The organism is Rhodococcus sp. 66b (assembly GCF_002076325.1).
GTDB classification, from domain to species: Bacteria; Actinomycetota; Actinomycetes; order Mycobacteriales; family Mycobacteriaceae; genus Rhodococcus_F; species Rhodococcus_F erythropolis.
Genome location: NZ_MUZB01000001.1, coordinates 87,489 through 103,052 on the forward strand (window position 1 = coordinate 87,489; position 15,564 = coordinate 103,052).

General features: G+C 62.8%; 15 protein-coding genes. 10 read left to right on the forward strand and 5 right to left on the reverse strand.

Annotation, left to right across the window (positions count from 1 at the left end):
- Positions 1-2: 2 nt before the first annotated feature.
- Positions 3-485: a hypothetical protein gene (locus B0E55_RS00390; RefSeq protein ID WP_046377878.1), complete on the reverse strand. Its 483-nt coding sequence runs from the start codon at positions 483-485 to the stop codon at positions 3-5.
- Between the two features lie 631 nt (positions 486-1,116).
- Here B0E55_RS00390 and B0E55_RS31625 point away from each other — a divergent pair.
- Positions 1,117-1,257 (forward strand): hypothetical protein, encoded by a 141-nt coding sequence (locus B0E55_RS31625; RefSeq protein ID WP_154606704.1) that lies wholly within the window; start codon positions 1,117-1,119, stop codon positions 1,255-1,257.
- Positions 1,258-1,394: 137 nt separating this feature from the next.
- Here the strand turns inward: B0E55_RS31625 and B0E55_RS00395 are convergent, their stop codons facing one another.
- From B0E55_RS00395 to B0E55_RS00405, 3 genes are all read right to left on the reverse strand, one after another.
- The gene (locus B0E55_RS00395) at positions 1,395-1,772 is read right to left on the reverse strand and encodes an ASCH domain-containing protein (RefSeq protein ID WP_198538379.1); all 378 of its coding nucleotides are present in this window, start codon (positions 1,770-1,772) and stop codon (positions 1,395-1,397) included.
- A gap of 257 nt (positions 1,773-2,029) precedes the next feature.
- Positions 2,030-4,009 (reverse strand): amino acid permease, encoded by a 1,980-nt coding sequence (locus tag B0E55_RS00400; protein ID WP_080908878.1) that lies wholly within the window; start codon positions 4,007-4,009, stop codon positions 2,030-2,032.
- A 4-nt stretch (positions 4,010-4,013) separates the two neighbouring features.
- Positions 4,014-4,832 (reverse strand): polysaccharide deacetylase family protein, encoded by an 819-nt coding sequence (locus B0E55_RS00405; RefSeq protein WP_080908879.1) that lies wholly within the window; start codon positions 4,830-4,832, stop codon positions 4,014-4,016.
- Between the two features lie 122 nt (positions 4,833-4,954).
- Here B0E55_RS00405 and B0E55_RS00410 point away from each other — a divergent pair, with 122 nt between their 5' ends.
- From B0E55_RS00410 to B0E55_RS00420, 3 genes are all read left to right on the forward strand, one after another.
- Positions 4,955-6,484, forward strand: coding sequence for an LCP family protein (locus tag B0E55_RS00410; protein WP_241895976.1), 1,530 nt, complete (start codon positions 4,955-4,957; stop codon positions 6,482-6,484).
- Positions 6,485-6,617: 133 nt separating this feature from the next.
- Positions 6,618-6,824 carry a hypothetical protein gene (locus tag B0E55_RS31490; RefSeq protein ID WP_124568973.1) on the forward strand — a complete coding sequence of 69 codons (207 nt, stop codon included), beginning with the start codon at positions 6,618-6,620 and terminating at the stop codon, positions 6,822-6,824.
- Between the two features lie 46 nt (positions 6,825-6,870).
- Positions 6,871-7,701: a crotonase/enoyl-CoA hydratase family protein gene (locus tag B0E55_RS00420; RefSeq protein ID WP_080908881.1), complete on the forward strand. Its 831-nt coding sequence runs from the start codon at positions 6,871-6,873 to the stop codon at positions 7,699-7,701.
- A gap of 87 nt (positions 7,702-7,788) precedes the next feature.
- Here B0E55_RS00420 and B0E55_RS00425 read toward each other — a convergent pair whose 3' ends face one another.
- The gene (locus B0E55_RS00425) at positions 7,789-8,280 is read right to left on the reverse strand and encodes an inorganic diphosphatase (protein ID WP_003941181.1); all 492 of its coding nucleotides are present in this window, start codon (positions 8,278-8,280) and stop codon (positions 7,789-7,791) included.
- 103 nt (positions 8,281-8,383) lie between these two features.
- Here B0E55_RS00425 and dacB point away from each other — a divergent pair, with 103 nt between their 5' ends.
- The 6 genes from dacB (at position 8,384) to B0E55_RS00455 (ending at position 15,534) form a co-directional block, all read left to right on the forward strand.
- Positions 8,384-9,793 (forward strand): D-alanyl-D-alanine carboxypeptidase/D-alanyl-D-alanine endopeptidase, encoded by a 1,410-nt coding sequence (gene dacB / locus B0E55_RS00430; protein WP_029254401.1) that lies wholly within the window; start codon positions 8,384-8,386, stop codon positions 9,791-9,793.
- Positions 9,793-10,866 carry a zinc-dependent metalloprotease gene (locus tag B0E55_RS00435; RefSeq protein ID WP_003941120.1) on the forward strand — a complete coding sequence of 358 codons (1,074 nt, stop codon included), beginning with the start codon at positions 9,793-9,795 and terminating at the stop codon, positions 10,864-10,866. The genes dacB and B0E55_RS00435 overlap by 1 nt, the downstream gene beginning before the upstream one ends.
- Positions 10,867-11,844 carry a tRNA lysidine(34) synthetase TilS gene (gene tilS / locus B0E55_RS00440; RefSeq protein WP_030534815.1) on the forward strand — a complete coding sequence of 326 codons (978 nt, stop codon included), beginning with the start codon at positions 10,867-10,869 and terminating at the stop codon, positions 11,842-11,844.
- A 3-nt stretch (positions 11,845-11,847) separates the two neighbouring features.
- On the forward strand, positions 11,848-12,402 hold the full coding sequence (hpt, locus tag B0E55_RS00445; protein WP_019746778.1) for a hypoxanthine phosphoribosyltransferase: 555 nt from the start codon (positions 11,848-11,850) through the stop codon (positions 12,400-12,402).
- A gap of 122 nt (positions 12,403-12,524) precedes the next feature.
- The gene (locus tag B0E55_RS00450) at positions 12,525-13,190 is read left to right on the forward strand and encodes a DUF4190 domain-containing protein (protein ID WP_020968343.1); all 666 of its coding nucleotides are present in this window, start codon (positions 12,525-12,527) and stop codon (positions 13,188-13,190) included.
- Positions 13,191-13,212: 22 nt separating this feature from the next.
- On the forward strand, positions 13,213-15,534 hold the full coding sequence (locus B0E55_RS00455) for an outer membrane protein assembly factor BamB family protein (protein ID WP_080908882.1): 2,322 nt from the start codon (positions 13,213-13,215) through the stop codon (positions 15,532-15,534).
- Positions 15,535-15,564: the final 30 nt, after the last annotated feature.

Here is a 15,564-nt window from a genome sequence, read left to right on the forward strand (position 1 = left end):
ATTCACGCGTTTGTCGCATGGCTGGCAGGGGTCCGCTTGCGGCTCGCGATCTCGTCGGAGAGCTGCTGCACGTGGGCGGGGTCCGCGTCCCTGGCAAGGGCGACGTAGTGGTCCATGACGGCCGGCCGGTAGCGCACGGGCAACGTCTGTCCCGGGGCGAGTCGCGTCAGTTCGGTGATCGTGAGGTCTTCGTCTGCGATACCGCGGAACGAGATGCCGTCGGAGGTCTCCACGTCGAACATCAGGACCGCGCGTGGATTGCTGTTGACCTCCCGCCAGTCGACGAGAACGCCGAGCGCAAGCGCCCCCGTACGTAGTTCCGCACTGCGCTTGCGTGCATCACTGCTCATGAGCGGGTTCGGGGCGACGCCAGGAAAGTCGGGCCCGACGCCGAGCGATTCCCGACTCAGGTCAGGCCGGAGCTTTGACATCACATCGTCGAGCGTCATCTTCGAATCGTGGCGCTTCTTCTTCCAACCGAACATCCTGCCCCTCCCTCACCTCGGTGCCGGAATCTCGGCCTGGCGCTTCGCTCTGACCGCGATTGTATGTCGCGGTCATTCCCGATCTCCGTCACATCGTCCCGTCGCGATGGGGTCGCCGTCTGCGGTCGCGGACGGGCTCGGTCAGGGCACCTGTCTGTCGGACGAGTCATAGACCAGGAACCCTTGTCAGTTGGATCATCTACTGCATTCGCCTGCTCGGCGGTCCGGCCACCTGCGGTGTCCACGCGAAGAGAAATTCGCTGCGCTCCGCGATGACCTTTCCGCAGCACTGGCAGGCCATGATCGAGCACCATGAGACCACGCCCGAACAGACCTACACGTGGGCAAATTGGATAAAAACTAAGGCGCCACAACAAAACCCGACGCCAGTCGAGATTCGGCCGACTCCCAAGCTGGGCGCTCCGGAGCGAAAACTAGCCGACCTCGACACCACCAAGTTTCACATCCACTGGCGCCCCGATGCCGATCACCACATGCAAGCAGGGCTGGGCGGAGGGTTTCGTGGTTGTCGACGCCGTCGATGGCGGCGTCGAAGTCCCCTACGGCATCTCTGATGGAAATACGTCCAACCCTGGGTCAGCATCGCCGGAAAGTCGAGTATGGTCCGGTCATGGGCCGACTCACAGAACTACTCAAGTCCGTAAAATCACTCGGATCGCGCAAAGACACCGCCGCCAAGCAGGAAAAACGCGCACTGGATCGGTGGGAAAACGAAGGCGGCCCTGTCGCAGAGGATCCACGACAACGCTGACCTCGGACGAATGCCAGCGCGCCTGGACCGATCAACCCAGCCAGAATGGGCCGCAACGACCTGATCGGCGCCGGCAGTGCAGACCTCGACGCACACGGAAGTACAACAGACGTTTTCGACGGCTGAGGTCGGTCGCACTACGTCGTGGGCAGTGACGAATCCCCTTGGTGATCAGTGGCTATGACGACCACCTGAACAACAGCGTCTTCAGGCATCTCGGGGTAGTAGTTGACCCGGAGTTGTCTTGCGAAATTCGTCATGTCGGTGCCGGGTGGCTGGCGAGCTGCTAGCGGCGACAGATGAGCGAGATCGTACGTTTCTACAGCGGTGACCTGTCCTGCAAGGGGGCGGGCGGTCGGGTGATTGTCGAAGATGAAAATTGCCGGCCCTTTGTGAATGTCTTCGCGCCAGCGGACGGTGGAAACTTTCGCGCCAGAAATCACTGCCGTGTAATGCTTCTGATGAAAGTGCACGGTTTGAGCAGGCGCGCCGGTCGTCATGTTCGCATTGTCCACTGAGTGTCTCCTCCGGACCATAGATCGAACGAAGAATCGCGTTCAACGACTCCCCGCCCCGGTAAGCCCGTCCTGCTCCCAATGGCTTGTCACTGATATTCGCCGACTTCTGAGGCTGCAGATGTTCACCGGATGCGTTCTCGCAGAATGCTCGAACCTCGTGGCCGAGGTCGGTTGTGCCAGAAGCAATAAACAAAGCCGGCTGTGCGAGCAACGGCGCACCGGTACCCGCGTGAGCGGTCGGTGGGAGTGCGGCGTCAACCGACGTGGACGTGTGGCCGTCGGGACTGGTCGGGTTCGGCGCGGCGGAGAACCTCACGGGTCACCGGAGCGGTTTCGCCCTCACCGATGAAGAGGAATCGGAGCAGGTACATGATCGGGTTTCCCTCGGTCCACTCGAAGTAGACGTCGGGAATCACGCCGGTGATGTCTCTCGTCCGCAGGAGAACCGCCGCAATGGTGTTGGGGACGGCAGGGCTGTCGACCCAGAGGATCCGGTGCTCACCGCGCTGTCGTCCGTGGACGAGGAGATCGGTGCTGAATTCGGAGGAGTCCGTGACATTTACTTCGATGAAGATGATCGACTCCGCCTCCGGGATGTTGCTTTCGGCGCGCTGCTGCGATTCCTTCTGCCGATACTCGTCCTCGTCGAGACGATCGACGTCGTGCGCCACCATCGCGAGGTAACCCTTCTCGGCTGCCTCGGAGATGAATCGCAGTGCAGTCTCGTCGAATTCGACAGAGGTTGCCCGTAGTTCGAAGGCTCGCGAGATCCGGGAAAGGAAGGACACCACCATGATCGCGGCGATGAAAAACGACGCCACTTTCACACCGTCTGGACGTTCGAAGATGTTCGCGATCGTCGTGTAGACGAACAAAACTGCGACAAAACTGAACCCTACGAACAGTTTTCGCTGACCGTGCTTGCGAGCGGACAGGGCAACGGCGACGGTCGCCGACGAGATGAGCACGAGGACACCGGTTGCGTACGCGGAACTCTGAGCGTCGACACCGGCGTCGAAGTAGATCGTGACAGTGATGGCGATGACGCTGAACACGAGGACCAGCGGACGCACGGCGCGGGCCCACGACGGCGCCATGCCGTAGCGGGGGAGATACCTCGGAACAAGATTGAGCAACCCTGCCATTGCCGACGCACCGGCAAACCAGAGGATCAGAATCGTGCTGAGATCGTAGGCAGTTCCGAAGATCTCACCCAGATAGTCGTGCGCGAGGAAGGCAAGCGCGCGACCGTTGGCAGCGCCTCCGGGCTGGAACTCGTTTTCTGGGATCAGGATGGTGGTGACCAGGCTCGACGTCAGCAGGAATCCGCTCATGATCAGCGCCGCCGTGGTGAGCAGGCGCCGTGCACCTTTGATGCGGCCACGTGGATTCTGTTCGGTGTCGTGCGGATCGCCCTTGATCTGCGGCATGACCGCGACGCCGGTTTCGAAGCCGGACAGACCGAGAGCCAACTTCGGGAAGACGATCAGCGCGATCAGGATCATCATCGCCGGGTTTCCGTGCTCGGTGGTCATGGCGCGCGTCCAGTCGGTGACCAACGACGGCGCGGTCGCGATGTGCCACAAACCTACGGAGATGACCACCACGTTCAAGGCGAGGTAGACGGCGACCAATCCGACAGCGATACCGATCGCTTCGGTGAATCCGCGGAGGAATACCGCGGCGAGGAGCGCGAGCAGAACAAGGGTGACGGCGACGGTGTGTCCGGAGAGAAAGGTTGGAGCAAAAGGATTCTCGACGAGGTGCGCCGTGGCATCGGCAGCCGAGAGCGTCATAGTGATGAGGAAATCGGTGGCCGCGAATCCGAGAAGCACGAGAACGAAGATCTTGCCGCGCCACTTGGGCAGCAGCTTCTCGAGCATGGCGATCGACCCCTCGCCATGCGGACTCTCGCGAGCCACTCGCCGGTAGACCGGGAGCGCACCGAACAGCGTCAGCAGAATCAACACGACTGTCGCGATGGGAGCCAACGTGCCGGCCGCCAGTGCCGCGATACCGGGTTGGTAACCGAGAGTGGAGAAGTAATCGACACCCGTCAGGCACATCACCTTCCACCACGGGTGGCGCTTCTCCTTCTTCGGCGCCATCCGGTGTGGCCCCAGATGTCCGGCGGGTTCCTCGGTGATGTCCGCGAGCAGCCAGGCCTCGGTGCGTTGTTTCACAGACGGAGCCCTGTTGTCGGCCGGAACCTCGTTGTCGGCTGCGGTCACCACGGCGTCACGGCTTCAGATAGACATCGTTGAGCGTGACCGTCCGCAGGTTCCGGCTTCGGATGATGTCCACCAGTTGCGGATACACGTGGGTCACGGGCAGATAGTTGAGGTGTCCGATCACGATGGCCCCCGGATTGAAGTACTGGTTCGCCATCTGCAGGATGTACTCCTCGGTGATCAACGAAGAATCCGACAGCGACCCGTACCAGAGGGTGGGCACGGTGTAGCCGACGCTCGCGGCCACGGAATCGACTGTCGCGTTGTGCCTTCCATACGGCGGCCGAAAGTACGGCGCCGCATCCACGCCGTAGGTGTTGCGCAGGAACGTGCCGTTCTTCGTCAGCTCGTCGGCGATCTGCTGCTTCGGCACTGACGTCAGATCCGGGTGCGAGTAGGTGTGATTGCCGAGCTGAATTTGTCCGCTCTCGACAAGAGGTCTTAGAAGTCCGGCGTTTTCGGTCCACGAGTTGTATTGCCCGTTGACGAAGTACGTCAAACGGATGCCGGTGTCTTTTGCGAACTGTGTGTAGAGGCGCACGACTTCGGAGCTGGCCCCGTCGTCAACCGTCAGGGCCAACAGATCCCCGCCGCCGGGCAGGGCGGTCAACGATCCGCCGGCGGGCAGCGGCACCCGGGCAGACGGCGGTGGAGGCGGCAGCAAGGCAGGCGGGCGATTCGGAACAGCGGCAGGGTCTGCTGGCTCGTCGGCTGCGGCGACCGCCGTCCCGACCGAACGTGACGAACAAGCGGTTCCCATGGTCACCGCGGCGGTTCCGGTCAGGGTTGCTGCTGCGAGGGCACTGAGGAAGCGTCGGCGGTCCACAGGGCGGAGCCTAGAGCAGATTTGCCCAATTCGGACTTCATTCTCAGCGTTCTTTCAGCGAATGACCAGCTGTGTCCGGTATCGACAGGTTCTACTCAGGAACGGTGGATAGCGTGTCGGCCGTGGAACCGCGACCTCGACACTCGGCAACCAGGCACAGGCGTAGGCGTCAACCGCAGCGGTCGACGCTCTCGGTAGGGCGCAAGCTGGCGGCGGCATCCCTGTCGACGACGATTCTGGTGGGCGTCGGAATCGGGTGGTACGTGCAGTCGGATCTGACGTCGGGGCTGTACCGGTCGGATGCGCTCTCCGCCCTCGGCGACGACGCCGGCAGTTCACTCGACGGGGATACCAACATTTTGTTGATCGGTCTCGACAGTCGCAAGGCGATGGACGGCAGCGATCTGCCGGCAGAGTTCGTCACCGACAAGTTGCACGCAGGGGATAGCGATGTGGGTGGGTACAACACGAACACGCTTATCCTGCTCCATGTTCCGGGCGATGGTGGCAAGGCCAGTGCGGTGGCAATTCCACGCGACGATTACGTCGCGGTACCCGGCTATGGAATGGCCAAGATCAAGGAAGCCTACGGAATGGCGAAGGCTGATGCGGACGCCAAACTCGTAGCGGACGGTGTGACGGATCCTGCTGCACGAGAACAGCAAGCGCGTGAAGTCGGTCGGCGGTCGACACTGACCACCGTGCAGAATCTGCTCAAGGTTCCGATCGATCACTTTGCCGAAGTGAACCTGATGGGCTTCTATGACGTCGTCTCGGCTATCGGCCCTGTTCAGGTGTGCCTCAACAATCCGGTGCAGGATGACTTCTCGGGCGCCAACTTCCCGGCGGGGGTTCAGACTCTCGATGCGTCACAGGCACTTTCGTTTGTCCGTCAACGCCACGGCCTGGACAACGGGGACTTGGATCGCACCCACCGGCAGCAGGCTTTCATCAGCGCGGTGATCGCCAACTTGAAGGGCTCCGGCGTCATCGGAAACATTCCGAAGATGACGGCACTGGCCGACGTGGTGAAGAAGGACGTGGTGATCGATTCCGCCATGGATCCCGTCCGATTCGCTTCTCAGGCAAGCGCTCTCGCGGGTGGGAACATCGACTTCTACACCCTGCCCATCGAGGGATACGAGACCGTCGACGGCCAGGATGTCAACACGGTCGATCCGGCACGTCTGCGTAGTGAAGTGTCGCGGATCTTCGCCGGAGGTGACTCGGCATCTGCACCTGCGATGGACACTGCTGTCTCGACTGGGAGCGAAGTTGTGGATATCCGCAACGGAACCGCGACGGACGGGTTGGGCGCCGCGTTGGCAGCGGCGATGAAAGCGTCGGGAGTCGAAGTCGGAGAGGTGAGCACCGCAGCTGCGACGGCAAAGTCGGTGGTCAGCTATGGAGTCGGCGCCAAAGCGGTCGCAGAGGCGCTGGCCGAGCAGTTGGGCGTGGCCGCAGTGCCGAACGAGCAGGCAGCGGCCGAATCAGTGTCTGTACTGATCGGTGAGGACAATGCGCAGACCGTGTTCTCGGCCGCTCCGGCGCAGTCGGACTCCTCGGTATCCGCCGGCACAGTTCCCGATACGGGAGCGCAGGGATCACCTATCCGAGCGGGCGCGAATGGCGGCATTCCCTGTGTGGACTAACTCTCAGGTAATTCGCACGAAACTCACGCTGACTTCTTCGATCTGCGGGTCTACATTGGAGAAGTCGAACTCAGTCGGGTACTTCACCTTTGGGGTACCTGACTGAGATTGCGTAGTTGAAAGGATCACCGACATGGCTACAACAGCAGCGGTACAGAATCCGACACGCTCACGTGCCAGGACCATGTCCTTGTCCGAGTACGTGGCCGAGCATCCGGCGCAGCGCGTTTTCCCACCGACCAGTGAGCGGGCGGCCAGGATGGCGATGCTGATCATGTTCGCCCTGATGGCCGTCACCCTCGTCGTACTGGTACTTGACGAGGCAGGAATTTTCGGATGAAGGCAGCGGTCTTCGGCTGAGCCGGACCTTTAGTTACTCTTGAGTAATGACTGAACAGAAGAGCTGGAATGCGTTCACCGTCGAGCGCGAAGACAACATCGCCCAGGTGACGCTGATCGGGCCGAGCAAGGGCAACGCGATGGGGCCGGATTTCTGGAGTGAACTCCCCGAAATCTTCGCCGACCTCGACGCCGATCCCGAGGTGCGTGCAATCGTCATCGCCGGTTCCGGCAAGCACTTCTCGTTCGGCCTGGACCTGCCGGCGATGAGCGGTGAATTCGGTGCCGTCCTCGCGGACAAGGCTCAGGCGGGCCCGCGCACCAAGTTCCACGACATGATCAAGCGCATGCAGTCGGGCATCAATGCCGTCGCAGATTGCCGCAAGCCCGTCGTCGCAGCTGTGCAGGGCTGGTGCATCGGCGGCGGCGTCGACCTGATCACGGCGGCGGACATCCGCTACGCAAGTGCCGATGCCAAGTTCAGCATCCGCGAGGTCAAGGTCGCGATCGTCGCAGACATGGGCAGCCTCGCGCGTCTGCCTGCGATCATCGGCGACGGACACCTGCGTGAGTTGGCTCTGACCGGCAAGGACATCGACGCAGCGCGCGCCGAGAAGATCGGCCTCGTCAACGACGTTTTCGAAGATGCCGACGCGGTACTGGCCGCGGCGCGCGCGACCGCCAAGGAGATTGCGCTCAATCCGCCGCTCGTGGTCCACGGGATCAAGGACGTGCTCGATCACACCCGCAGCGCGTGCGTGAACGACAGCCTTCGCTACGTCGCAGCCTGGAACGCGGCGTTCCTGCCTTCGCAGGATCTGACCGAGGCCATCACCGCCGTCTTCCAGAAGCGCCCGCCGGTCTTCCAGGGTGAGTAGAAACTGCAAGGGTGAGTAAAAACAGCACAAAAATCCCCGCACATCTTCCGATGTGCGGGGATTTTCGTTAGGCCTGAGAACTCGAGCTCAGTGACCGCCGTTGGCAGCGAGACGCTTGATCGAAGCCTCGATCTCGGCCTCTGCCTCGGCGCGGCCGACCCAGTTGGCTGCCTCGACGTGCTTGTTCGGCTCGAGGTCCTTGTAGTGGACGAAGAAGTGCTTGATCGCATCGAGCTCGAACTGTGAGATGTCACCCAGATCCTGGATGTGATCCCAGCGGGGGTCACCGGCCGGAACGCAGAGGACCTTGTCGTCTCCGCCGGCCTCGTCGACCATCTTGAACATCGCGACTGCGCGAGCCTCGACGATGACGCCGGGGAAGACCGACTCGGGGAGCAGGACCATGGCGTCGAGCGGATCGCCGTCCTCACCCAGGGTGTTTTCGATGAAGCCGTAGTCGGCCGGGTAGCCGAAAGCTGTGTAGAGGTAGCGATCGAGTTTGACGCGACCGGTTACGTGGTCGACCTCGTACTTGTTGCGCTGACCCTTGGGGATCTCGATGGTGACGTCGAACTCCACGCCGATTCCTCGCTGTCGTGTCGGTAATGATTCGTCGGAAGGATATCGGGTCAAGGATAAGGTTGCCTGACCACCCAGTAGGCAGAGCACAGACGGAGGGGCGTTGGCGGGCCAAGGAAAGAAGAAGATCGGCTCGTTGGAAGAGAGTCGACGGCGTAACTTCCGCATCCTTCTGGCGGTCGGTGCAGTGGTTGTACTGGCCGTCGCCGGAGTTGTCGTCGTGAAACTCGGTACGTCGAACGACACAGCCGGCAGCGCGACCGTGACTACGTCGCCGCAGCCTGCGCTCGTGACGCCGTCACCTCAGGTGGTGCCCGTCCCGACGGACGCACCGATCCCGAGCGCGTCGGGAATCGCAGCGGCGATCGGCCCGGCCGTGGCCAACCCGGATCTGGGGAAGTTCACCGGAGTTGTCGCTGATGCGCTCACCGGAAACATTCTGTGGAGCGCAGACCCGTCGACGCCGATGACGCCTGCGTCCACGACGAAGGTGCTGACCGCATCGGCGGCACTGCTGAAGCTGCCGCTCGACCACAGGCTGGCCACGACGGTGGTCCCCGGAGCGAGCCCCGGGCAGGTCGTTCTGGTCGGCGGTGGTGACCCGACGCTGACGGCGACGCCGAAGGGGCAGAGCGGGTACTACGCCAACGCAGCGCACATCGCGGATCTCGTCGACCAGATCAAGGCTGCCGGTACGCCGGTGACCAGCGTCGTGGTGGACTCGAGTTTGTTCAAGGGCGACAACATGGCCACCGGGTGGTTCCCCGCTGACATCGCGGCCGGTTACATCACCCCGATCGAATCGGTGATGATCGAAGGCGGTCGGTACGACGGCACTCAAGACGAGTCGCCGCGTTCGGAAACGCCCGCGTTGGACGCGGGCAAGGTGCTCGCTCAGGCCCTCGGTGTCGATCCCGCCAACGTGAGTCTCGGCGCGGCGCCTGCCGGTGCCAAGCCGATCGCCACCGTGCAGTCGGCGCCGCTGAGCGACCGGCTGCTGCAGATGATGGAACATTCCGACAACGTGCTCGCCGAGACCATCGGGCGTGAGGTCGCGATTGCCTCCGGAATCGAAGCCTCGTTCACCGGAGCCGTCGACGCGACCGGCAAGACCCTGCAGGCCGCCGGGTTCGACTACACCGGAGTTTCGCTGCACGATTCCAGTGGACTTTCCGTCGACGATCTCATTCCCGCTCAGGTACTCGATCGCGTCATGACGGCGGCGGCCGGTGACGGTGATCCGAAACTGCGTCCGCTGCTGGACTACCTTCCGGTGGCCGGCGGAACAGGAAGTTTGTCCGACCGCTACGCGTCCGGAAACCGAACCGGTGCGGGTTGGGTACGGGCCAAGACGGGAACTCTCTCGACGGCCAGCGCGTTGTCAGGGTTCGTGGTCGATCAGAACGGGCGAGTGCTCACCTTCGCACTGATGTCCAATGACCGGCCGCCAGAAGTGAGCCGTCCTGCCCTGGACGCGATTGCCGGAGCATTGAGGAATTGCGGGTGCCAATAGTGGCCGAAAAGACTCCACAAGATGATGAAGCCTCGGCTCCGCTCGGTGGTGCCGTCGACTGGAGTCTTGCCGCCAAAGCCGGGATAAAACTGGCGCGCGGCGGCCCCGCGATGTCTCGCTACACGGCCGAGACGGCAACCGCAGAACTCGCCGAAGCGTCCAAGCGTGCCGAACTGCCGGTTCGTGAAGTGACCGGTTTGGCCGACGGTCTACCGGTCCCGGCCGCTGACGTGCTTGACCGGGCCGGGTGGATCACGGCAGCCTCGCGGTCGATGGCGCATCTCACCGGCGCCGACCCTGACGGCAGTGGCAATCTCATCGTCGGAAAGCCGGCGGGCTTGCAGGCCGGCGCCATGCTGGCGTACCTGTCTTCGGCGATCCTCGGGCAGTACGACCCGTTCACCGGCGAGCACGGCACCCTGCTTCTGGTCACACCGAACATCGTCTCCGTCGAACGGTCCCTTCGGCTGAACCCGAGTGACTTCCGGTTGTGGGTCTGCCTGCACGAGGTCACTCACCGGGTTCAGTTCTCGTCCTCGCCGTGGCTAGCGGAGTACATGAAGGAATCCGTCGAAACGCTTGGTGCGACGGTGGACGAGTCGATGACCGACGTTGTCGGGCGCCTTGCTGCAGAGTTGCGCTCGCGGAAGGAACCCGACTCCAGTGACGGTGCGACGGCGGGCGGGATCATCGGCCTGCTGCGTGCTTCGCAGGCAGAACCTCAGCGTGACGCGCTGGATCGGATGCTCGTACTCGGCACCCTCCTCGAAGGGCATGCAGACCACGTGATGGACGCCGTCGGCCCCGCCGTGGTGCCGTCGGTGGCAACTATCCGCGCGGCCTTCGACAAGCGTCGGCAACGCAAGTCCAACCCCGTGCAGCGGATCATCAAGATGCTTCTCGGCATGGACGCCAAGATGGCGCAGTACGTGCGTGGCAAGGCCTTCGTCGACGCGGTAGTTCTCAAGGTCGGTATGGAGCAGTTCAACACCATCTGGGCCGGGCCCGAGACCTTGCCGTTGCTCGACGAGATCGACAATCCCGACGCGTGGGTAAAGCGCGTTCTCGGCTAGATGCTGCTGCCTGAGACGCCTGCCCTCCTGGCGCTGCGACAGGCCGTGCGGGCGTGGACGGTCGCATTCGAGCCACGGCGCCGGGTGGTCGTCGCCCTGTCCGGGGGAGCCGATTCGTTGGCGCTGACCGCAGCAGCCGTGGCGGAAACCGATTCTGTCGACGCATTGATCGTGGACCATCGGTTACAAGATGGTTCTGATGCCGTCGCGAGCTCGGCCGCAGACCAGGCGCTGGCGCTGGGTTGCCGGACCGCGACGGTGCTGACCGTCGACGTAGCCGAAGGTGGGAGTCTCGAAGCCGCTGCGCGTGAGGCTCGGTACAGCGCTCTGCGCGACGCCAGGACTGACCTCCCGGTTCTGCTCGGACACACGCTCGACGATCAAGCAGAGACCGTCCTTCTCGGACTGTCCCGCGGGTCCGGTGGGCGATCGATTCAGGGTATGGCTGCATTCGACGCCCCCTGGGGACGGCCGCTACTCGGCATCCGTCGGTCGGTGACCAGGGCGGCCTGCGTCGACCTGGGCATCACGCCGTGGGAGGACCCGCACAACAACAATCCCGAGTTCACTCGCGTGCGTCTGCGGCACGAGGCGTTGCCGCTGCTCGAAGAAATTCTCGGCGGGGGAGTTGCCGAGGCGTTGGCCCGAACCGCGACGCAGTTGCGTGAGGACGGCGAGGCGCTCGACGAGTACGCCGAGGCACTACTTCTACGGACTGTTGTCGACGGGGAAGTGGAAGTGGACACACTTGCCGAAGCGCCCACCGCAATCCGCCGACGCGCTCTGCGGGCCTGGCTGCTGCAGGGCGGCGCAAAAGCATTGACGGACAAACAGTTACGGGCAGTCGACGCCCTGGTGATCGACTGGCGGGGGCAAGGCGGCGTCGCGATCGGGGGCGGAACACCGGAGGCGAGGTTGGTGGCGGCCCGGCGACGTGGCAGGCTGATCCTCGGATTCGAAGACCGACGAAGGGTTTGACGCGTGTACGAGGGCGACATCGCATCGGTACTGATCTCCGAAGAACAGATCCGTGCACGAACGGCGGAACTGGCTGAGGAAATCGCCAAGCGTTACCCGGCAGGCGCCCCCGAAGGGGATCTCCTGCTGATCGGCGTCCTCAAGGGAGCGGTCTTCTTCATGACCGACTTCGCCCGCGCCCTGCCGATCCCGTCGCAGATGGAATTCATGGCGGTGAGCTCCTACGGATCCTCGACCTCGTCTTCGGGCGTCGTCCGCATCCTCAAGGACCTCGACAAGGACATCGCCGGTCGCCACGTGCTGATCGTCGAGGACATCATCGACTCCGGTCTCACGCTGTCGTGGTTGATGCGCAACCTCAAGACGCGTAATCCCGCTTCGCTCGAGGTCGTCACCCTGCTCCGCAAGCCTGACGCGGTCAAGATCGACGTCGACGTCCGCGACGTGGGCTTCGACATCCCCAACGAGTTCGTCGTCGGTTACGGCCTCGACTACGCCGAGCGGTACCGCGATCTGCCGTACATCGGCACCCTGGACCCCGAGGTCTACGGCGGCTGAGCCCGCTCGCCGGTTAGAACTCTTCACATTTCGGCACCTCTGCATCAGTCCGCCGAACGGACGACAGACAGGTCTCCGAGGCGTCGCTAGATTCACGGAATGCGCTATCGACGGCTTATTCGGTGACCCTTCCGCCACCACCGCCACCGCCACCACCGCCCCCGCCTGGTGGGGAGCAGCAGTACTGGAGTGCCCAACCGCAGGGCGTTCTGTACCAACCTCCGACCACGAACGGCCTCGCAATTGCCGCCCTGGTCGGGGCGCTCGTGCTGGCGCCGGTCGGCATTGTGCTCGGCCACATTTCGCTGGCGCAGATCAAACGAACCGGTGAGCAGGGGCGAGGACTTGCAATCGCCGGTCTGGTCATCGGCTACATCTTCACCGCGCTTCTGGTGCTGTCGATCGTGTGGATGTTTCTCATTGCCAATGCAGTCACCCGCGCGTTCGACGACTACGACAGCGCGTCTTCTCTCTACTACACATCTGAATCGTCGAGTACGACTTATCCGACGTATGCGACCACCACATCCCGGACGGTGGCGCCGACGTACAGCGGAAGCGACACGGCGTCGGTCATCGCCAATGCCTCGGTAGGTGACTGCGTCGTACGAAGGCTCGGGGCAGACAAGGGCGACGGGACCAGCGAGACATACGTCAGTCCGGTCTCGTGCAGCTCGAGCAGCGCCACTCACCGGGTAGTCAGCCGCGGCACGTCCACATCTTCGTGCACCGCCGATTGGGTTCGCAAAGAGAGTCCTGTCGTAGTGCTTTGCCTAGCGGACGAATGATCGACAGAGGGAGACACAGCCGATGACGTTGCCGCCCCCGCCCCCACCACCCCCACCACCCCCGCCTTCACCACCGCAGGCTCCGGTTGCCGGACATCCTCCGCCCTCTCGATCTCGTGGCCGAGGATGGATTCTTGCCGTTGCATCCCTTACCGCCGTCGCGGCCCTCGCCGCAGGCGCCGTCACCGTTGTCACGATTCTCCGGTCGGGAGACACCGATGGACCGGTTGCAGGCCAGCTGGTCAACACTTACCCCACGCAGCCGACGCCAGGGTGGTCGTTGGACGTTGACGAGGTTCTGCCGGGCGGAAGATTTCTGTGGCCGGATTCGCTCGGTGCGAGCTATGGAACGGCGAGATTCATCGACGTGGGACAGACTCTGATCACTACGGTCGGTCCACAGCAGGGCCAGCAGTCCCAACTTGTAGCAGTCGACGCCGAGAGCGGATCCATTCGATGGCAAACGCCGGTCGCCGGCACGGTGTCGTGTGCGACCGCCGCGATCGATGCAGCCCTACCTTGTGTCGTCAGGAACCCTGGTGGAACAGCTCGAGTCGTTTCCTTCTCGCTCGACTCGGGGGCGATTCGTTCGAGTGTCGACACCGATACAGCCACCTTGGTCGAGGTTTCCGACGGAGCGGTCTTCACTGTCGGCGGTAGCCAGTCCGGGCTGGTGATTTCGCGCGGTACGCCTAACGATCTCGACGCGGCGTGGACAACGACAACTCCACCGGAAACCGACTGCGTCGGATCCGGCGATTCGCATTCGTTCGAGATCGTGGACGGCATCGTCTATTACTCGAGCATCGGATCTACGGCGCTCAACGCGGTCGATGGCGCACTGCTTTCGAATCCGAATCTGGGTGGCTACGAGGCACTTCCAGGACAAGGTTTTGCCGGCGTCCTCTGCGCGATGCCATTTCCGTCGGACGGATACTCCAGCATCGTGTCCGACCGTGACGGTGCCGAGAGATTTAGAGTTGACGAAGACGCACCGGCATCACCGTGGCTTGTCTCGGCATCGAACTCTCGTCCGTACATCGGCTCGCACGGTGCCTACGACATGAACGACGGCACCGAGTTGTGGTCGGTCATCGGCGGAGACCACTTCTCGCTACGCCGGATCGTCGGCGACATCGTGTTGGGCAACGACTCGGACACGCTCTCGGCCTACCGAATCGACACCGGGGAACAGTTGTGGTCGACCAAGATCGGTGACTACTTCTCTTACTCGGTCTCGGACGGTGAGCGAATTCTCGTCCATCCTAACGACGGCAGGGTACTAGCCGTTGAACTCGACGACGGCTCCATCAGCTGGTCACTCGATTCCCACACCAACCACTGGTCTTGGTCGAAGGCCCACGACGGACTCGCCTCGATCTCCAATGACGAATTCCTCTACTACCCACCGACCGGCGGACCGTCAGGGACACCGGGCAGGCTGCCCGCTGTCCCTGAATTCGACGGAGGCAACGAGTACGTCACGAAATGCGGACGGACACCGACCCTGACGCCGGTTGAATACCGCACGCAGGCAGAGGGTCTCGTCGTTCTAATGGAAATGAAAGCATCATGTCCCGGCGGAGACATCGTCTCCACCGACGCGCTTCGTGTGTCGATCACCGACACCGGCCAGAGCGTTGCATCGGCGGTGTTCGACTTCTCCGATGCGCCGATCTATCTTCCCCGAACCGATGGGACGAACACGACGAACTCGATCCAGCGCGAGTTCCTGTACGACCTCGGTAGCTTCTGGAGGCTGCCGAACACTCTCGGTGAGTCTTCGAGTCTGACCAATTCGAGAGCGTCAGGTGCTCAACTCGTCGAATGCGAGGACGAGGGGACGAGTGATACCAGCCTGACATCCGGGCCGGCATCGCGAAGTGACACCAATACTCCGATCCGACCCACACGTAGCGCGCAGCCGACAACGGGCGACGTCGAATCTGCGAGTCTTGACGCCCTCCGGGCTCAGGCCGACGCCGATCGCCCCTTTGTGATCGGTGACCTCGCGAACCGGTGGGTGGCTCAGATCTCCTCCAAGCGGGTCGGACTCGATGCGGCGGATATCAATGGCGCTCAGGTGCATTGGACTGCTGCCCAGATCCTGCGACAGCATCTCGAACTTCGTCTCATGTATCCGGAGGTGCGTCTGCTCTGGAGTGACGAATGGCGGACCTTCGATCTCCGGGGTTGGTGGATAACCGTCGCAGGCTTGACGTTTGCGGATGCGGATGCGTCAAACGGGTGGTGCGATTCGAAGCGGATTGCCAACGATCAATGCTTCGCCAAGATCGTCAGCAACGATCGCGATTCGTCGGGGACCACCAAATATCGGCGATAGTGCCTGAGCCGTTCGGCGCACTTCCCACAT